Genomic DNA, 20,853 nt, shown 5'->3' on the forward strand with positions numbered 1-20,853 from the left:
AAAAAATTAATTGCTTGAATTTTTTTACTAATTTACTTAAAAAAATACCTTATTTTTTCTTAAGTGTAGGTGAATTTTGAACTTGTGGGTCTAACCACTGATTATTGTTTGTTTTAGGGTCGAAAATAAAAACATGACCACCTGATACTCTATTAAAAGCACCAACTTCTGGGTCTTTAACAATATTTAAAATTTTTTGTAACTCATTTCGCCAGTTTTTTCGACTTGTGGATGATCTTGCCATTGAAGGATAAAAATGGGCATAATTATTTTCCCAAAAGTCATATAAATAACCTGCTTGTTTTTCAGTGATAGGATTTTTCGGGAACTTTTCTTTAAACATTGCCATTTGGTTATTAGAAGTAAAACGGTATTCATAAAGTCTTTTTTTTGCTGCTTTTCACTTTTCTAAGTCTTTTCCGACTGGATTTTTTATTAGAATTTTTAAATCTTGCTCCAAACCTTTAACGATTCTTTCAACTGTTTGTTGACTAGTTTCTGACCCAGAAACCTTTGTAAAATCAATAGGATTTTCAATTTCTTGATTATTTTCAATCATTTTTTCTTCAGGTTTTGGTTGATTTTGAATAATAACCTCAGGGATTTCTTGTATTTTAGCAACCTCAGGGATTGTTTGGGGTTTACTATTTTTAGGAGTTGCTTTTGAATTGGAAACAATAGTTGAAATAACAGAATCTGGTTTGTTAGACTTGTCTTTTTTTGATTTTTTTTCAATTGGTTTGTTAATTAAAACTACTTTTTGAATAATTTCTGATTTTTTAGGAGTAGAATCTGAACTTTCAGATTTTTCAGGAGCTATCACTGAAATTGTGTTTTTATTTTGTTCATATTTTTTTACTAATTTTTCCTGAACATTGTTATTATCTTTTTTTGACTGTGAGGATTTAAAATTATTAGAAGAAGAATCTAATAAAATTTTACTCTCTGTTTTTGAAGCTGTTTTTGAGGAAATACTTTTAATGTTTTTTGAAAGCAAAATATTGCTTGAATCTATTTTTTTAGAAGTTTTTTCCAAATTATTGTTTAAATTACTATCAACTAGATGTTTTTGAGTATTTTGCACATTTGGTTTTTTATTTTCTAATTTTTCACTATTTTGATTGTATTGACTATCTTGAGAACTTGAAATGGGTGAAACTCTTGTTTCAACTACTATTTTTTGACGACTCACATCAACTTCACTCAAATTAGAAATTGAATTTTTTGAAGTTAAATAAACTACAGTTCCTGCAGAACCTGCAATAACTGGAACCAAACCCACTATTAATTTTACTGATCTTCGCATAGCTTACTTTCACCTTTTTGTCAATAAGGAATTAAAACATCTAAAAAACAAAACAATTTCAAACTTAAAGAATCAATAAAATTTTTTATTTATTTAAATGAAATATAATTATATCACAAAAACTTTAAAACGCTTATCAACATTGCTTTTCCATTTTTTGCAACTTAAATAATTTACTAAAAAATGTCAAGATACCAATTTACAACATTCAATTGTGAAGTCAGTGATTTTTTCATAGAAATTTTCAATTTACTTAATGTCAAAACCAAAATTTGGTTTTGTAAACTTTCTCAAGAAAAGTTTTAAAAATTTCTTTTTAGAAAAATATTTGTTTTTTAAAATTTTTGTGCTAAAATTCTATCAACAAAAAATAAAATGGAGGGAAAAGTATGGTACGAATTCGACTTAAACGAATGGGTTCAAAGTTTAATCCGTTCTTTAAAATTGTTGTTGCTGATGCTCGAGCGCCACGCGATGGAAAATTCATTGAAGCACTTGGGCATTATAATCCCCAGAAAAAGATTGCAGTTGTTAATCTCGAAAAAACTTTTCGCTGATTGCATTTGGGAGCGCAAACAACAGACACAGTTCGCACAATTTTTACAAAAAAAGGCATTATTGCAACCTTTTTGAAGCAAAGAATTGGTGAATAAGCTCTTTCAAAACTAGAAAATGAAAATTAATGTTTTAACACTTTTCCCGCGTTATTTTGAAACTTTTTGCGCTGAATCAATTGTTGCTAAAGCAATCGAAAGTGGAAAAATTGAAATTAATGTGGTCAATTTTCGTGACTTTAGTGAATATAGGCACCAAAAAGTCGATGATTATGTTTATGGTGGTGGTCCTGGGATGCTTTTGCAGGTTCAACCAGTTGTTGCAGCGCTTGAAAAAACTACTGGTTTAAGAATTGCCCTTACTCCTCAAGGCAAAAAATTTAATCATAAAATTGCCAAAAAATTAGTAAATGAGCCTGAAATCACATTGTTGTGTGGCCATTATGAAGGTTTTGACCAGCGAATTATTGACAATTTTATTGACCTTGAAATTTCACTTGGCGACTTTGTTCTTACTGGTGGAGAAATTCCTGCGATGGCGGTAATGGACGCGATTATTCGTCTTAAGCCTGATGTTATTAATCCAGAATCATTGCAAAGTGAAACTTTTGATGAAAATTTGCTTGATTATCCACAGTATTCTCGCCCGTCAACATTTCGTGGTTTAAGTGTTCCTGAAGTTTTAATTTCTGGAAATCATCAAGAAATTGAAAAGTGGCGATATGAGCAAAGAAAAAAAATAACTAAAGAAAAAAGACCTGATTTATGGCAAAAATACTTGAAAACCCAGGAAAATTACCAGAAAAGTAGTCAAAAAGATTTGAAAAACAAACAAAAATTTACTAGCAGCGCTGACAGTTTTAAAAAACGCTTTTATTCAAACAAATTTAAGATTAGATGAGCTTATAAAAATGGTCTAGGAAATTCTCAAGAAAGTAGAAATTCGGAAAATTTTTCTTCTACTAATAACCTAGAAAATTTGCAGAAGAACAATAATTTTAGAAATTCGTGGCAAACTACTAATTTCAAGAGGCCCTTTCCAAAAAGAGACTTTAGACCTGGTATTTTTCCTAGGTATTATAGAGAAGGCGAAAACAGTCAGGATTGGTCAAATTCAAATAAAAAATATGGTGCACAAAATATTCAAAGCACCCGTAATTATGATAATTTCAGAACCTTCCAACCTAAAAGTACTTTTAAAAAGTATCAAGATGCTGGAGATTTTAAGTCCTATCAGTCATTCAAAAAGGACAAGAAAACTAAGGATTTTAGACATTTACAACCATTCAAGAGAGGATCAAAATATGCAAAATAAATTAATGCAAACTGTTGAATCTAGCCAAATTAGCCAACTTCAACAGTTTTTCCCTGGTGACAATGTTCGTGTTCACGTGAAAATTCAGGAGGGAAACAAATCAAGAATTCAGATTTTTGAGGGACTTGTAATAAAATTGAAGAAAAATGGCCTTTCTTCTAGTTTTGTTGTCCGGAAAATTTCCCATGGTGTTGGAGTTGAGCGAACCTTTTTGACTTATTCACCACTTGTTGACAAAATTGAAGTTGTTCGTGCTAACAAAGTTCGCCGTGCGAAATTATATTATATGAAAGAACGTTCTGGAAAATCAGCTCGTCTTAAAGAAATTAGACGCAAAGAATTAAAAAATTTGAACTAATTGAGGTTCGTTGTGGAAAAGCTCGTTATTGTTGAATCGCCAAATAAAATAAATACAATTTCTTCCTATTTGGATTCATCTTATAAGGTTACTGCCTGCGTTGGTCATATTGCGAATTTGGCAACTAGTGGAACATACGGATTAGGAATTGATATTAAAACCTGAACGCCTACCTATGTTTTGGATAAGGGTAAAAAAACTGTGGTTGCTGACCTAAAAAAGGCTGCAAAATTAGCATCAACTGTGATAATTGCAACTGATGCTGATCGCGAAGGTGAAGCGATTGGTGCTTCACTTATTGATTATTTAAAAATTAGTGATAAATATCAGCGTATTAAATATAACGAAATTACCAAATCAGCAATTTTACAAGCGCTTGAAAATCCACTTTTAATCAATCAAGATTTGGTAAATTCACAACAAACACGTCGTATGTTGGACCGAATTATTGGTTTTCGTCTTTCAAATTTGTTAAAAACAAAAATTAAAAATGCGCCAAAAATTCCTGCCGCAGGACGTGTGCAATCTGTTGGTCTAAAGTTAGTTGTTGATCGTGAAGCTGAAATTGCCGCCTTTATCCCGGAAATTTATCATAATTTAACTCTTAAAATTGCTGATGATGCTTCTCAACAATTTGAAATTACTTATCATAATCCTAATTTGGAAGCAAAAAAAGTAAATTGAATTGTTTCAAATGAAGAATTAACCCAAATTAAAGCTGAACTTGAAAAGAATCCTTTTGTTAAATTAGTTGAAATTAATAAATCTAAGCGTAAAGATCCGAAAATTAGCCCGCTAAAACAAGCAACTATTTTTAAAAAAATGTCTCAATATTCAGCTTCTTCTGTGTCAACATCGTTGCAACGACTTTACGAAGGATTCGGTGAATTTGGTTTAATTTCTTATCCTCGAAGTGATTCAACAAGGCTTAGCGCTCACTTTATTGATCTTGGGAAAAAATTTGTGATCGATAATTTCGGTAATGATTATTTTGCTAAAACAATTAAAGGTTTTGCTGGTGAGCAAGATGCCCATGAAGCTGTTCGGCCAACCAATTTGGAACTTACACCTAAATTAGCCAAGGAAAAATACCAACTTACTAGCATTGACTACCAAGTTTATGAATTAATTTATCAGACCACTTTAGAAGCCTTGATGGAAGTACCAATTCGTGAAAATTATCGTTTCACTTTTCAAACTTTGGAAAAAAAATACCAATTTGTTTTCAGTGGTTCAAAAGTTCTTTTTGATGGTTATTTTCGTGCCAGCAAATTACCAGAAGAAAAATATATTCCTGTAATTAAGGAGAATAACCCTAAAAACCCACAAAAATTCCCAATTTTAGAGCAGAATTTTTCCAAACACCAAACTAAACCGCCTGCTAGATTCAATGATGGTTCTCTCATTGAAAAACTTGATGATATCAAAGTTGGTCGACCTTCAACTTTTGCTGTTTCTGTAAAAAGACTCAAAGATCATATGTACGTCACAAATGAATCAAAAGCACTAATTCCAAGTGACTTTGGAAAAATTGTCTATGAAAATCTTCAAAAAATTTCGCCACCAATAATCAATATTGATTTTACAGCAAAAATTGAAGAGCAACTTGATTTAATTGCGCAGGGAAAACAAGATTATAAGGAATTTTTAAATAAATTTTGAGTTGAAATTGAAGAAATTATTAATTCGGCTCAAGCAATCGAAAAAGTTGTGATGGAGGTTGAACCAACTGGAGAAATTTGTCCTGAATGTGGTTCAAATTTAATTTATCGTTACAATCGTAAATCAAGTCAGAGATTTATTGGCTGCCACAGCTTTCCATCTTGTCGGTTTTTAAAACCTGATCCGGATGCAAAGCAAGTTTTCCGTTATAATCGTCGTTTCCAAAAGAAAAAGTAGGATTTCACTTTTGGAAAATTAATTTTTTAACATGGTTGATATCAATTTAATTGTCGTTGTCGGCATTCTCGCACTTTTGATTATTGGTTTTTTAGGTTATGGCTTCATTTCGAATCGCCTAAAAATCAAGCGTCTAAAAAAAGAAAAAGCTGATTTAAAGCAGCTAGCTAATAAAACTTTAGCAATTTTTTTGGCAAGAATTTTAATAATAATCCAAAAAAATGATGATCTAGTGAGCAATTTTGTTGTCGGATCAAACAAAATGAAAATGTCTGATATTAATAATCTTGCCAAAATTCATCTTCAAAAGATTCAGCAAGATCCTGTAATTACTAATATTTTAAAATCAGGTTACGAAAGCGAACAACTTTTCTTTGAAAATCTTGAATTTTTAGCAAAATCAAAGTCAAACCTATGAAAAAAACGCAACATTTCCCAACTTGATTATTTTTCAAGTTTTGCTGATTACATTAAGGATTTTGATCTTGCAATTCTTGGTCTTTTTAATGAGGAAAAAGTTCGCTTTCTTAAATATTACAGACCAATAATTCAGGATTTAAAGCAAGGAATTATTACAATCGAACAGGTTTTTGAAAAATCAGAAGATTATTTTCAAGCCAATCGAATTCCAATTACAACTCCTGCACTTCCTTTTTGAAAAAAATGAAAAAAAAATTAGATTCTGCAGTAAAGCTCAAATCCTTTTTTGTTAATTTCCTTTCACTTTCGCGCATTTTTTGTGCCTTAGTCATTGGCATTTTAACCTATTTTTTTGCAAATTCAAATTCACAAAATTTTTCACTTTTTTTTGCAGCCTTCGCAATTTTCATTTGCGCCAGCCTCACAGACTGGCTTGACGGTTTTTTAGCACGAAAATGAAAAGTTGTAACTGATTTTGGCCAAGTTTTTGACCCTATTACTGATAAAGTTCTAACAACAACAACCTTTTTTTGCTTAGCCTTTTTAAAATTAACTCCTTGATTTTTAGTATCAATTTTTATTTTGCGTGACATCATTGTTGATGGTTTACGCATTTTTTTAGCAAAAAGAAACATTAAAATTGCTGCAAATTTTTGAGGAAAAGCAAAAACTGTTGCCCAAATTTTGGCAATCACACTGATTTTTGCTTCCTATTCAATTGATCCAAAAATTTTTTTAGATCACTATTATTATTTTAATATCAGCGTAATCATCGCAGCAATTTTGTCACTTTTTTCCGGTCTTACTTACTTAATTCCAACTTTGAAACTAATTTTTTAACAAACTATTTTTTCATTACTGTAGTTAAAAAACTATCAAATAAAGGGTGTGAAGCAAGCGGTCTAGTTGAAAATTCAGGATGAAATTGCACACCAACATAAAAAGGATGTGTTTTTGATTCACAAACTTCAATTAATTCGCTTTCAGCATCTTTGCCACTAAAACTAAAATCAGAATTTTCAATAAGCTTAGCATAACTTTTGACCACTTCAAAACGGTGACGATGGCGTTCAAATGCAGCATCTTTACCATAAATCTTTGCAATTTTTGAGTTTTTTGCAAAGATTACGCGATACTGACCAAGTCGCAAAGTGCCACCGATTTGCAGTTTAGAACCATTTTTTTTATTATAATCAAAAATACTTGTTTGCTTTGGAACATCAGCAATAAATTCAGCAGAATTTGCGTCCACAATCCCATTCATGCGTGCTTGTGCAATTGTCATTGCTTGCATTCCAAGGCAAATTCCTAGCGTTGGCAAATTATTTTGGTAAGAATAAATTGCTGAATTTACTTTGTTTTCAAAACCACGGAAACCAAATCCTGGTAGAATTACAATTCCGGCAAAATTACTAAGGATTTTAGGGCAAAAATCAGACTTATCCGTTTCAATATATTCAATTTCTAAGTTAATATTTTGCCATGCAGCAGCAATTTTCAAGGCTTCAGAAATCGACTTGTAGGCATCTAAAAATTGAGTATATTTACCAAGTGCTGCAATTTTGTAAGTTTTCTTTCAATTTGTTGTTAGCAAATTGGTAAATTTCTCCCATTTTTCAAGCTGGGGCTGGCGATTTTTTATTCCAAAATGCGTAAAAATTAGTTGAAGAATCTGCGATTTTTCCAATAAAAGTGGCACTTGATAAATGCTAGTTAAGTTCGGAATTATAATCACATTTTCATAGGGTAAAAGGGCAATTTTTGCTACTTTTTGGGCAATTTTTGTAGCAACTTGCTCGCTTTCAAGGCGCAAAAAAATTGCATTTGCACGAATTCCAAAAGAATTTAGACTAGAAAGGGAAAATTGAGCTGGCTTACTTTTAAATTCAGCAGAAGCTTGCAAAAAGGGGATAAAAGTGGTGTGGATGAAAAAAACTTTTTTGAAGTTGGACTCAGCAGCCATTTGCGAGGCTGCATAATAAAATGGATTTGATTCCATGTCGCCAACAGTGCCACCAATTTCAACAAGCACAAAATCACTCTGATATTTTCCAGCTACCTTTTTAATTCGGGCAATAATTTCATCAATAACATGCGGAATAATTTGAACGGTTTTTCCCTGGTAAAAGCCTTTCCGTTCCTTTTCAATGATTGAAAGTAAAATTTCACCACTAGTACAATTAGCATCTTTTGAAAAATTTTGTTCCACAAAACGTTCATAATGCCCTAAATCTAGATCAGTTTCGCCACCATCGGCAGTCACATAAACCTCACCATGTTCATAAGGTGATAAAACTCCAGGATCAACATTAAGATAAGGATCAAGTTTGAGAATGTAAACAGAAAAATTGCAGGCTTTCAATAAGTTGGCAAGTGAAGCGACTGAAACTCCTTTGCCAATCCCTGATAAGACACCACCAGTAACAAAAATAAAATTCGACATTTTTTCCTTTAATAAATACAAAAATTATAGCAAAAAACCCTAATTTTTCACCAAAAAAATATGGTTTTTTGTAATTAATTTTTAAGATTTTTAGGTTGAATTATTTCAAAAATTATATCCTGTACAAATAAATTAGTATAAAAAATTCATATGTATCAAGAAAGGCGTGTCAAAATGAAACAATATAAATTCACTGTTAAATAGAAAATTAAATACATCAAAATTGCTGAATCTGAAGAGTTAAAACGGCAATTTCACATTTTGCAAAAGAGTATAGAAAAATTTATAAAAATAATTAAAAAAGCAAAATGCTTCCTATCAAAAATTAATTCTTTTATTTAAAAAATATAACAATCTAGTTCTTCAAAATTTTTTTAAAAATAAACACGTTAAAAAAATAAAAATAGAGTTTGTCTTAAAATTATAAAAAAACTAATTGTCTGAATTTTTTCTACTAATTTACTTAAAAAATAGAATTTTGTTGCAAAAAAAAAAAAAAAAGTATAATTTTGTATTGGCAGAAAACTGTAAAATTATTTGTGATTTTACGTTTTTTAAAATTTAACCGTTTGTTTAAATTCTGCCAAAAAAGGACTAATCAAATATGAAAAAAATAAAGTCAAAAAACCTTACAATTGGCTTGACCACCGCTGCTAGTTGTTTAGGTTTTTTTGGTCTTGTAGTCGGGCTTAGTACAACAGCAAAATATAATGCTGAAAATCCACGTAAATTTGCTAATGATCTTGCAGCTAAAGTCACTAATTTAGCCTTTAGTTTGGAAGTTCTTGAGCAAAATTCTGATTACAAAACAATAAAATCAAAACTTTTGGATAGTAACAACAGAATTAAGGATCAAGAAAATACTGCCAAATTTTTTTCTTTTTACACCAAAAATAGTGACCAATTTGAAAAAATTAATACCATTTTTGGTGAATATGCTACCAAAAAAGTTGATTTTCAAATTGTTGAAATTATTCCTGATGATGTCAACAAAAATTTCAAAATTAAATTTCAAGTAAATCAAGTTTTGGAAAATGGTGAAATTGCAAAATCTGATATTTATCAGCAAACTGTTGCATTTGCAAAGCAATCTAATTTATTGTTTGCAGATTTTAATTTTGCTCTTAGAAAAATCAAGGATTTTTTTATCACAAGAATTACAAATTTTTCTCAGAATCAAAATGCAAAAGTTGATCCTTCAACAATTAGGGCGATTGATTTTCAAAGTTCTTTAAATAAAGCATTAAATTCAGATGAATTATTAAAAAAAATAAATGATTTCTTTCCTGATTTTTCCAAAATTTTTGAAAATTTAAATCTTTCAGTTGAAAATAAATTATCAAATAATGGTAAAATCTTTGATTTTTCATTCATTAAACAACCTTCTTCCAATCAATTTGTTGATCTTCAGGATGATATTCCAACACTTTTTTTAGAAGCAAGATTCACAAATGAAGCACAACAAATGCTTGCAGATCCATCGCTTAAAATCCAACCAATTGTTAGTGTTATTAAAATTCAAAAAGGTGAGAAATCCTATTTTCTTGATGTTAACAATTTTCTTTCAAACTTAAAAATTAAGGATCCAGAAATCACTGAATTTAGTGATTTAACCAGTAAAAACAAGACGGCTTATGAGTTTTTGACAAAAATTAAATCTGGATTTTTTCTTGATGAGAAATCAAGGTCAGAAAATACACAAACTGAAATTAACAATATTTTGAAAACAAAAAAACTTGAACTTAATTTTGGCAATTTGGAACAAAAATTTGCCAAAAAAGACAAGGAGAATGCATTTGAAATTAATTTTCACGCCCAAAGAGCAACTTTAGATCCAGAAAATAAGCAAAGTGTCATTATCCCTTACACAATTAGTGTCGCCAATGATTTTTTTGGCTCTCAACTGAGTGATAAAAACCAAGTTTTAACAAAAACTGGAGCGCTAAAATTATCAGGATTTAAAGGTTTAGATTCCAAAAAGTCTGATTTAAATCAGCAACAAAATTCAAATTTACCACTACAAAACCAGGCAATTTTTAGTCAATTTTCTTTACCATTTTTTGGAAAAGGTAAAGAAAAGCAATCACTTTTTGCTTTTGGAACCAAGCTAAGATCGATCTTTCAAAAAATTGCTCAAGAGGAAGTGGATACACTTTTTGCAAATACAAAACCAACAAAAAACCTTGATATTCAACAGTTTTTGACTAACAACTATGATTTTGAATTCACACCTTATTTTTCTTTGCTTAAATCTTGAACAGGCCAACTTGAAAAGCCAGGAATTGCTGAAATTCAAAATTTTACAATTGACAAAACTGAATTGCCAAAAAAAGAAAAAACAGCTGTCCTAAATTCAAAAAGGTTTTTTCATAATGGACACCAAGTTGCTAGTTTTTTTCAAGATTTGCTAACAAAAGATCAAAAAACAATCATTAAAACTCTTTTTGAATTAACAAAAAAATGGCAACTTTTGTCAGAATCAGCTCAGATTCCCGATAGCCTTTTGCATGCAAATGACAACATTTTCCAGGAGGCTGACAAAATTAATTTGAACCAAAATTCACAAAATAACATTGAAAAGCTTTCTTTTAATAATATTTGAAAAATGCAAACAAGCGGTTTTGGTTTTTACGGAATACTAATTTTACCAAGTGAAATCAAACAGCTTTTGACAAAAAAATCTGATAAAGAAATTTTCAAAGAACTTAAAAAACATAGTTTGCTAAATGGACAAGGAGGTTTTCAAGACTTTTCTCAAATCAAGGACAAAAATTTACTTATTGGTACCAAGTTTGAAAAATTTGGCGATGTTCTTAAGGCTTTTTTTCTCAAAGCAGCACAATTTGACAACTTTCATGCTTGAGCAAAATTAGATGAAGGGCTTAAATACGCTTTGGAATTTGAAAAGGGCGAAATTATCAATAAGGCTGAAGTTGACAAGAAAATCGAAGAGTTAGCAAACAAAATTAAGCCTGAAACACAAGGAGTAGCAGTCTCAATACCTTTGGACGTTTCTGAGCAAAATAAAACTGAAAATTCTAAAAGTTATTTGCCAATTAATTTTAAATTTAGAATTCAGTACTCAAGACAAGGTATAAATTTTGATTTGTTGACCCCGGAAACAAAATTATTTTTGGAATTAGAATCAAAAGCAGATTTTGCAAAACGCAAAAAAATCAAAGAATTAGATAATGCAATTTTGTCAATTCCACATGAATTCAGTGAAATTGACTTAGAACAGCAAAAATTTGCAGATTTGACCTTTCCAAAAACAACTCAACCACCTAATTCAACTTCAGTTTCAAGTTACCTTGAGGACATAGGTAAAAAAATTGAGAACTTTTTGAAGGAAAAGTACAATGATAAATTTGAAACTGTTGTTGATTCAATCGATTTTGCCATCAACAATCAATTAGAAAAGCAACTTTTTTTTCGATTGAAATTGAAAAAAAATGGCACTGAAATCTCTAGCCAGCAAGATTCAGAAGAATATTTTTCAACCCTTAAATTTAAAATTAATATTAAATGAAGTGCAAAACCTAGTTTTGCTACTGTCAGGAAAAACCTAAAAGCAAATAATTTAGCAATAAAAGTTGCTTAAAATTCTTTAAAAAAGGCGGACTTATGAAAATTTTTAAAAAACCATCCTTAATTTTTATTAGCACAATTGGAGCAACTATTGCTTTGAGTGCAATTGTTGGAACCACAGTTGGAATTAAATCTTATTGAAATTCTTATTATTCGATTTTGAATAAAAAACCAGCAGAATATGATGTAATTGCTAAATCTGCAATTTCAAAAGAAGATTTTGAAAAAATAGTTAGCAATTTGCAAATTAAACCTAATTTTGCAAAAATTTCTGCAAAAACAGCTTTAAATTTTGCAAAAAACAAACTTTATCAGCTTGATCTTAGTTCGGCATTTGATTTTGGCGCTTTACAAGCAAAAGGTTACAAAATTGCTTTTGATTTTTCCGATGCAATTGTTGATGGACAAACAATTAAAAATGTTGTTATTTTTGCAAAATCAGATAAAGATTTTGTAACTTTTTCACATTCAGTTGTGCTAAAAGGCTTTGCAATTACAGACAAATTAGATGGTGACTTAAACAAATTTTTGCTTGATTCTTCAAAGTCTTTTATTGATGTTTCAAAAGCAAAACTAACACAGCTAGAGTTCAAAAAACTTTTAAATGAAAAATTTAAGGCTGCAAACCGGATTGATTTATTTTTGAAATTAAGTCAGGCATTGATTGATACAAATTCTTCACTTTCACTTTTTAACTCACTGGATGTGCCAGTTTTTTTAGGTGACAGTCATAAACTTGAGCCAATTTTAAATGAACAAAATCAAGAATTAACCTTTAAAAATAAGGAAAATAAGTTGTATCTTGGACTTAAATTGAAGGATTTAGTCAAAAAAACAAGTTTAGATTTAGATCTGGAAATTCGTGGTTTCATAAGCAATCAAGAAATTGCCTCTGAACTAGCGCTTTGGTTTGAAACAAATTTAAAAAACAAAATTGACCTTAAACAAGAAGTACAAAGCGCTTTAATCAAAGATAAAATTACACTTGAAAAATATCTTTATGGCAAAAAAACCTCAGCAACTAATACAGAAACTGTTGTAAAAAATAAAAATTTTGCTGATATTTTTAATTTAAGAACACAAAAAAAATTCATTGTTCCAACTAATTCGGTTGGTACCTTAGATGTTGATGTCACTTTTTCACTTGCAAATGATACAAAAATTGCTGCAAATGATAAGGAAAAATTATTGGCAAACAAAAAAATTCGTTTTGAAATTAGAGCCAATATTAGTCGAAACCAAATCGAAATTGCCAAAGAATTGCCGATTTTTGTTGATTTAAACATTGAATTTAACAAATATGAACAAGTTCTTGATTCAATTTTTGGCATTTCAAGCGATTCAAACACTCTAAATTTGCAGCCAAATGTAAATAAAGTAAAAGTCTTTTCAATTCCAAAAAAATCTGGTTCACAACCTTTGTCATCTAATGAAATCAGAAAAATTATTGCAGAACTTTATCAATTAGCTGAAAATCCAGGTAATTTAGAGAATCCAACCGATGAAGTAATTAGCAAAATTTATTTGCTAGACAATGGTAAATACCCAAATTCAGCTGAAAAAGAAGCTGCAAAAGCAAAAATAAAAGCAGCAATTGCTGAAGCCAAAAAAAATTCTTTTTTTGCAGAAAAACCAGCAAATAATTCAGAAACAATTGCAAAAGACAAGCAATCCAAACCTTCCACAGAAAAGAATAATTCTAATCAAAACACCGAAACTAAGGTAACAAATGCAAAAAATGTTACTGTAACTTCTTTTTCAGATCCAGCGACTTCTACTATACAATCTCAAAATAATTCTGCTAATTCTGCCATTGGAACTAGTATTTGAACAGCAATAAACGCACCAAAAATTTATAATTTTAAGGATGCAGTTACCAAATATTCAATTGATTTTAAAAATACAGATTTAGTAATTAATTTTCAAATTGTTTCACTTTCTGATACAACAAAAGTGTTGGCAAGCTCTCAATTTTTAATTAATAACACAATTTTATCTGAAAAATCAGCTTATGATGTAATCAAAAAATACAATCCTTCTGTTTTTCTTGAACCAAATTCAGTTCAATTCAAGGAATACAAGGGTAGTGAATATAAACAACTTGCTGATTACCTAAACAGAAAAATTATTTTTAAGTCAACAAATGTAACTAAAACTTCTGAAGGTTTGGAAATAAAAAAAGCTCTTAAATTAGAAGAATCACCAATAAGAAGAACTAGCGGTTCTACTTCAATAACGCAAAGTCGTCCTTCACTTTTGAACTCAGGTGCAATTTATCTTGCCTTTAGTGCTAAGGATATTTCTGATAAAAAACAACACTATATTTTGTCAGATAAGTATGGAAAAGGGATTTTTATTCAAAAAATGACAACAAAAAGTTTGGGTAATAAAGACTTTTTTGTAATTGGCATGGACTTTAAACAGGTAAGTGGATTTTTTAGCCTTAGAAAATTAAGTAATCAAAGTGAATCTGAAAAGAAGAATGGAAATTTGTTTATTCCTTTAAAAAACTTTAAAACAAAATATCAGCAACAAATTTTAGTAACTTCTGGTTTCCCAAAAAAAACCGCAGAAACAACTTCTTCAAGCAGTACCACCCATACACAAACTAGTTCTTCTGACTCAATTACAAATTTCATTGTTAATCCTCATTCAAATTTTTATGCTCACGGAATAATTTCAACTTCAGGTAGTGAAAATTCAGATAATAATGCTGAAAAAACGCCAAAAATGTTTGATTTTGTAAACAATATTTATTTTAGACAAAATGCTTATAGTCCAAAAGATGTGTTTGAAACTGTTGACAATGAATTTAGCCAACCAATTGAGGAAAATGCTAACATTTTGCTTGAAATAATCAAAACTCCTTATTCAATCAAAGTTAGTTTGTATTCATCAAATAGCAAAAATCCAAAGAATTACAAGGAAGTTGGTGAAGTCTTTTATAATATTGACAACACTGGAACTTGAAGTCCTTTTCCTAATTTCTTTGATTTAGATTGAAATCAAATTGGTCCAAACCCTTCAATTGAACCTGTTGAAAACAACGACGCCCAAAACCAAGGAAAAAAAGCCGAAGGCGCACAAAATCAAGGCAAAAAATCCGAAGGAGCCCAAAATCAAGGGAAAAAATCTGAGGGCGCACAGAATCAAGGCAAAAAGTCCGAAGGTGCCCAAAATCAAGGGAAAAAATCTGAGGGCGCACAGAATCAAGCAAAGCAAACTGATGAACTTTCAGATAAATCTACAATAACCTTAAAGGCGTTTGCTGCTTTTAATGATCCCAAATTTACTACTAGCGATTATGAAAAAAGTCGTGGTGAAATTTTAGATGCATTCATTAAATCTTATATTGAAAAATAGGTTTAATATAGTACAATTAATATTGCTTGAGTTTTCAACTATTTTTTATTTTTAAGACTTTGCCTAAAAATAAAAAAGCAATAAAAAAGATATTGTATAATAGTTAAATTAGTATAAAAATAATCGTCTGAATTTTTTATACTAACAATTTTGTGACAAATTTTTTTCAATTTTTCAATCATCTACCTTTTTAAAGAATTACGAAAAATCAATTTGTTTCGCATAAAATCTTGGTTTTCTAAATAATAAAACAACTCTGAGCATTCAGAGTTGTTTTATTATTTAGAAAAATGAATTTGATTTTTTGTGTGCAATTTTATTTTTATAGATTTTACTGTATTTTTCTGCAAAATGCAAAATTGCAGTTTTAATTATTCTGATTCAACTGCTTTTGAATTCACTCTGATGTGATTTTAAACTAATTTTAACCAAATCTGTATGAAAAATGCAGATTTGACATGAAAAAATCAACTTTTTGATTCTTTTTAACGACCAAAATTACAAAAATCATGAATTTTCAGTACTTTCTTGAATTTTGGTTTTATTCATAATTTAATAATTTTTAGGTGCTTTTGAAATGGATTTTTGATAAGTTCTACTTTGAATTTCTGCTGGTAGATCAACTGTTTTTTTATCCTTGAAAGTATCAATTCGAGTAGATTCGCTAAAACCATTTGGAAACAAATTAGTTTTTAAATTTTTGTTACCATACAATTGCAACATTGCATCAAAATAAGATTTAAATTGATTTTTTGAACCATAAATTAGGTCATAAGCAGGTAAATTATACTTGCCATAGTAGCCCTTGTAGTCATATCCGTAAGAACGAAGCGCTAAAACCATTGCAGCAGAAGCAGTTTTATCGCTAGCAAACAAAAGCCCATAAACTTTTTGGTTTGAGTCACGGATTGCAGTTCCTGAAACACCGCCGCCAGAAGAAAAATTATCAATTAAAAAACCTTGCCCAGAAAGTAAATATGGACTTTTGTCATATTTACCATCTAAAGCCGCATGGTCAATACCAAAATAATTTTCCCCCAAAGTCGGGTTAGAAATAAGATAATCAGTAATTCCAGGAAGATTTACAAATGAACGGTATGAACGCGTTCAAGAAAACTCACCACCATTTTTCCAACGGGCATCACTTGAATCTTTATTGAAAAAAAGAGATTCAGACTTATTAAATCAAGGTGAAACCGAAAATTTTCTTGCATTAAATTCGCGTGAATTTTCGTAGCGATCAAGTGTTTTTTCGTGTTCATTTTTGGTTGAAGGCCAACCAAAACCATAAAAATCAGTTGGATGAATTTTTTCATATTCTTCTTTTTCAAGGAAATTTTCAGGGCGAATCGAAAATTTAATTTTGCTATTTGACTGATTTTTAGTTTCATTGTAATAATCTTCAGTGATTTTTCGTGCCTGAGCTTCATTGTCAAAATTAACTTCGATAACAGCAAAATCAAGCACTTCTTCAACATTTTTGTATCTTTCTTGGTCAGAAAAATCCTTTGGCGAAGACTTGAGTGCATTAGTACCCATCACAATTGTACGCACATTTAAGGGTTGTTTGGGGGTTTTATTAACAAGTTCAACATTACTACGTGCTTCTTTGCCTTTTCCATCATTGAAAAGTTCACCATTCAATTCCTTGACGCGAATGCTGATTTGATCATAATAATTGTTGTAATTTTCACCAAGAGAAGTTGGAATTTTAGCAAAAACAGGGGTTGATTTTTTCAATTTTGTCAATGCAATCGATCAAGTGTTGTACTGACGGTATTTTTCTGAATAATTTAACTCATCACGACCTCAAACTTGATTTGAATCCGAAGGCGAATCACCAGCAAGGCGTAAAGCGCCGGCAACATGGGCGTTTGTGATGAAAAATCACTTCAAAGGATAAGAATTATCATCCTTTTTTTCATAGTCCAAAATTGAAACTGTTCCGTAGGCGGGCGAACTTTGAATCACCGGTTTTTTATCATCCATATTTTCGTAAGGATAATCATCACCACGAACGCGACCGTTGTGAATTATGAAAGAAAAAGAATTTTTTGTTAATTCCTTGTAATTATTATTTGGTAAAACACGTGGAAGGCCATTTCTGTTAGGCCCGCCAGTCTGTTTTTCTGGCCCCCAATAAGCCGGAACACCCAAAGGTTGCTCAAATTCATTAATTTCAAGACCAACTATTTTTCCAGTTTGATCATATTTTGGTAAGGAAAACGCCCGGAATTGAGCGTTTTGGTAGTAAGGCTGATTAGCTTCTTTTGCTTTTTGATTTAGCTGCTCTAAAATTGACTTTTCAACTGGATCAAAACTTTCTGGATAAAGTTTGAAAAAACGGGGACGGTAAGCGCTATTGGTCTGTGTGCTTATTGTATTTAAACTTTTATAATAATTAAGTTCTCTTTTTGGATCATCAAATTGGTATTGATCCTCAACGATTCGCTTGTTGTTTTTACTATCCCATTTTGAAAAAGTTTGTCCTTGAGGCGCGAAAGATGCTGTAACTTCAGGAGGGTCTGGAACAATTTTTCTAGGTGGCGCTGGTTCTGGTGCCGGATTTTTTGGTGCTTCCTGTTTTTCTTGATCCTGTTTTTCAACAGTATTTTTTTCCTTTTCAACAATTTTTAGAAGATTTCCAAAAACCGTTTTAAATTCGGTGTTTTTTGTAAAATCAGCAAGATCTTGATTTGAAAAATTCTTTAATTTAGTAAGCAAATCTTTTGTTTTACTTTTGAAAGCAATTGCACTTTGGTCTGATAAAATGTTTGTTAAATTTTCCAATTGTTTATTGATATTATTAAAAAAATTTTCAAAATTTTGGCGATTTTGATTTGATTTAGCAAAATTTTTTTCTAAATCTTTTAAATTTTGTTCAATTTCAGCGATTTTTTCTGATGGTGTAACAATTTTGCAAGCAATCAAACTTGTTGTTGCTGCAAAAATTGGTAGCATAAATAAAATTTTAAACTTGAATTTCTTCATTTTCAGACCCACTTTCTGGGTTATTTTCGCCGCCTCGCGCTGTATTAGAAAGTTTTTTAACTTCAACTAAAGTGTGGCCAACTTTATTACCAAGTTGATTTCTGATACTTTCAGATTCAACGTAAATTTTTGTAACTCTTTTGCCACCGCCTTGATTTACTGCTCTCATAAAGGTTTCAAATTGCATTTTTGCATCGCCTTCAAACTTGTCACCTTGTAAATAAAGCGGAATTCCGTAGACTTCTTGGCCATTCTTCATGAACTGAATTTCAGTTGGCGGTGGTGGCGGATCCTCGAAGGCAAGGCGCTGTGCAAACTGTGCGCCATTAAAATCGGCAATTTTTACAATATAAGAAGGGTTTTGTCCCACCATATCAGGTTGGAAAATCATTCTTTTAAATTTAAGCGTCCTGTTTCCAACATAATTTTCTTTGGCATAAGGATCATCGGGTCAATTTTCGACATTAACATTGTAAACACGATTGAATTCATCAAACCAAATGCCCTTAATTGTTTTGATGTTAGTATCAGAAAAATCAAGAAAAGAAGGTCAACCACCCTTACCACCAAAGTTTCCTTGAAAAACTCTTTGGTTAATTTTTGAGTTAAAAACAATCTCAAAACCTTCGTTGATTTTCTTCAAATCATCACCTTTGTCAAAGCGAATTGTGTTAAAAGTGATTGAAGAAGGGACCTTTTCATTACCAGTCCGGATCACATCAGCCTGTGAGGCATAATCGAAACTAATGTAATCAACGTTTTTTAGGGCATTAGGATTAATTGCCCAGTATTGTGAACGAGCGTTGCTATCTGAATAAAGTTCAAGTTCTTTCAACTTGATATTTTCCAAACCACGGAGACCACGAGTGGCCGCAGTGTTGTTCAAAAATAATGATAGTTTTACCACAGAAGGCGGAATTGCTTTCAAAATTGGGTCAATATTTTGCAGGGAATTAAGTGAACCCACATTTTTGAGCACTACTGCTTGAATTTTACTATCTTGTTTAATTGCTGCTTGCATAATTTGCTGAAATTTTTCAAAAGCATTGTTGTCATCAGCATTCAATACAATCGCTTTTAGTGGTTGGCGGTTCGACAAATCCGGATTGTCCTTATTTGGCGAATATTCATAAATTGTTACGGAATTATTGTTAATTCCGTACTGCGAAAAGATACTTTGAAATTGTGAAGAAACATCTTTTTTATCCCAACCTGGATAATCAAGGCTTGAAATTGCATTTGAAACCCGCGAATAATATCCTGGAATGTTAAACACACGGTTTAAATTATTTCTTTTAAGTACATTTAAAGTCGGATTTTTTGCCTCATCATCGTAACCTCAAGCATAAGGATTGTCAACGACAGGAAGCAAACCCTGCTTGAGCATTTTAATTTCCTCTTGTGTCAACGGTTTAGGATTTTGCGCTTCTTTTTTTAGTCTTTCGAGCTCAGCTTTGTTTTGATCAAGACGAATTGCCGGACAATCAATGCTTGGATCACAAGAATAAAGCTTCATTTTGCGAAATTCTTCCCATTCTTTGGGTGGAATTCGCGAAGGATTGTAATGATCATTATTGTATTCTTTATCATAAACGCGGTTAATTTCCTTAACCTGCATGTCCAAATAAGCAATTCTTTGGTCTAATTTTTTGATTTCAGCTGCAAGACCAGAAGCTTTACGTTCAAGTGCAAGTTTTGTTAGCCTATCGAGGGATGAACCTTCAGATAAATTTGCACCATCACGGGCAGTTGAAGGAGCAAATTTTGGCTTAATTATTGGTGCTGTAAGATCAGGTGAAGCTGTTTCTTTTTCCTCTTTTTTCTTTTCATTAGGCGTGTTAACAATAATAGGTGCCTCGGTATCCTTAATTTTTTGCGCATCATTAGGTTTTTTTTGATCCTTGGCGTTGACTAAAGCGTTTGTGACCGGGGAATTAAACTTTAAAGAACTATCAATTTTGCCCTTTGCAATTGTTGAAGGACTTGAATTTAAATAACTATTTTCACTTGAAGAAAAATTGAGTGTAGTTAAATAGTTACCAAGTGCAATTGCGCCTGGCACAAGCAACAAAGGTGTGGCAATCAAAATTATGACTTTTTGTCTTTTTGTTATGCTTAAAACCATTTTTCAACCCCTTTTATTTTCCCATGTTTGACATTATTTTACCACTTTTTTTTTTTTTTTGGAGAAGAAATCTGGCAAATGTTAGAAAATAGGACATATTTTTTTACTTTAAAAAATTAACCAATAAAAATAATTAGTAAACTTTAGCTGAAAAAATTTTTTTGTAAATTTTTAGTTTCTAGTTGACAATTTTTTAAAAATTAGTGTTGCTTTTATTTTTCGCCAATTTTTGAATTGCGCCACTTAAATATAATTTAGGAAATTTGTTAAAATGTGCAAAGAAAATGAAAAAACTTGAGAAAATCTAACTAATTTTCCCCTCTTTAAAATTAAAGCATTAAATTTTTGCTTTTCATAATAACAAACCACAAATAAAAAATTTTAAAAAAAATATATTTTTTTTCAATTTTTAGCAAAAAAAATAAAAATTGTTAATTTAGTATAATTTTGGCACACAAAAGGGTAAAAAATGACCTAAATACAGTACTTTT

12 protein-coding genes are annotated in these 20,853 nt (G+C 30.7%); 8 read left to right on the forward strand and 4 right to left on the reverse strand.

The features are described 5' to 3' along the window. Positions 1–49: 49 nt before the first annotated feature. Complete coding sequence (locus tag IM807_RS03625) at positions 50–1,306, reverse strand: hypothetical protein (RefSeq protein ID WP_230861151.1); 1,257 nt, start codon at positions 1,304–1,306, stop codon at positions 50–52. Positions 1,307–1,695: 389 nt separating this feature from the next. On the opposite strand from IM807_RS03625, the gene rpsP reads away from it, so the two are divergent. The 6 genes from rpsP to pgsA are packed head-to-tail and all read left to right on the forward strand — an operon-like array spanning position 1,696 to position 6,692. Beyond that, the gene (gene rpsP / locus IM807_RS01235; RefSeq protein WP_196362765.1) at positions 1,696–1,959 is read left to right on the forward strand and encodes a 30S ribosomal protein S16; all 264 of its coding nucleotides are present in this window, start codon (positions 1,696–1,698) and stop codon (positions 1,957–1,959) included. A 19-nt stretch (positions 1,960–1,978) separates the two neighbouring features. Beyond that, positions 1,979–3,175: a tRNA (guanosine(37)-N1)-methyltransferase TrmD gene (gene trmD, locus IM807_RS04445; RefSeq protein WP_196362766.1), complete on the forward strand. Its 1,197-nt coding sequence runs from the start codon at positions 1,979–1,981 to the stop codon at positions 3,173–3,175. After that, positions 3,165–3,533 (forward strand): 50S ribosomal protein L19, encoded by a 369-nt coding sequence (gene rplS, locus IM807_RS01245; protein ID WP_196362767.1) that lies wholly within the window; start codon positions 3,165–3,167, stop codon positions 3,531–3,533. The genes trmD and rplS overlap by 11 nt, the downstream gene beginning before the upstream one ends. A gap of 12 nt (positions 3,534–3,545) precedes the next feature. Then, positions 3,546–5,432 (forward strand): type I DNA topoisomerase, encoded by a 1,887-nt coding sequence (gene topA / locus IM807_RS01250; RefSeq protein ID WP_196362768.1) that lies wholly within the window; start codon positions 3,546–3,548, stop codon positions 5,430–5,432. A gap of 31 nt (positions 5,433–5,463) precedes the next feature. Further along, positions 5,464–6,111 (forward strand): MHJ_0274 family protein, encoded by a 648-nt coding sequence (locus tag IM807_RS01255; RefSeq protein WP_196362769.1) that lies wholly within the window; start codon positions 5,464–5,466, stop codon positions 6,109–6,111. After that, positions 6,096–6,692 (forward strand): CDP-diacylglycerol--glycerol-3-phosphate 3-phosphatidyltransferase, encoded by a 597-nt coding sequence (pgsA, locus tag IM807_RS04200; RefSeq protein WP_196362770.1) that lies wholly within the window; start codon positions 6,096–6,098, stop codon positions 6,690–6,692. Before IM807_RS01255 ends, pgsA begins: the two co-directional genes overlap by 16 nt. A 4-nt stretch (positions 6,693–6,696) precedes the next feature. Here pgsA and IM807_RS01265 read toward each other — a convergent pair whose 3' ends face one another. Continuing rightward, positions 6,697–8,295, reverse strand: a complete 1,599-nt coding sequence (locus IM807_RS01265) for a CTP synthase (protein ID WP_196362771.1) — start codon at positions 8,293–8,295, stop codon at positions 6,697–6,699. Positions 8,296–8,899: 604 nt separating this feature from the next. Here IM807_RS01265 and IM807_RS01270 point away from each other — a divergent pair. Both IM807_RS01270 and IM807_RS04205 read left to right on the forward strand, forming a co-directional pair. Beyond that, the gene (locus tag IM807_RS01270; RefSeq protein ID WP_196362772.1) at positions 8,900–11,896 is read left to right on the forward strand and encodes a P97 family adhesin; all 2,997 of its coding nucleotides are present in this window, start codon (positions 8,900–8,902) and stop codon (positions 11,894–11,896) included. A 23-nt stretch (positions 11,897–11,919) separates the two neighbouring features. After that, complete coding sequence (locus tag IM807_RS04205; RefSeq protein WP_196362773.1) at positions 11,920–15,246, forward strand: P110/LppT family adhesin N-terminal domain; 3,327 nt, start codon at positions 11,920–11,922, stop codon at positions 15,244–15,246. Between the two features lie 552 nt (positions 15,247–15,798). Here IM807_RS04205 and mip read toward each other — a convergent pair. Together mip and IM807_RS01285 are read right to left on the reverse strand one after the other, a co-directional pair. Beyond that, positions 15,799–18,237: an Ig-specific serine endopeptidase MIP gene (gene mip, locus IM807_RS01280; RefSeq protein ID WP_196362774.1), complete on the reverse strand. Its 2,439-nt coding sequence runs from the start codon at positions 18,235–18,237 to the stop codon at positions 15,799–15,801. Next, positions 18,218–20,362 (reverse strand): putative immunoglobulin-blocking virulence protein, encoded by a 2,145-nt coding sequence (locus tag IM807_RS01285; RefSeq protein WP_196362775.1) that lies wholly within the window; start codon positions 20,360–20,362, stop codon positions 18,218–18,220. The genes mip and IM807_RS01285 overlap by 20 nt, the downstream gene beginning before the upstream one ends. Positions 20,363–20,853 lie beyond the last annotated feature (491 nt).

It is taken from the genome of Mycoplasma sp. 'Moose RK' (genome assembly GCF_015708155.1).
In the GTDB taxonomy this organism is placed as follows: domain Bacteria; phylum Bacillota_I; class Bacilli_A; order Mycoplasmatales; family Metamycoplasmataceae; genus Mesomycoplasma.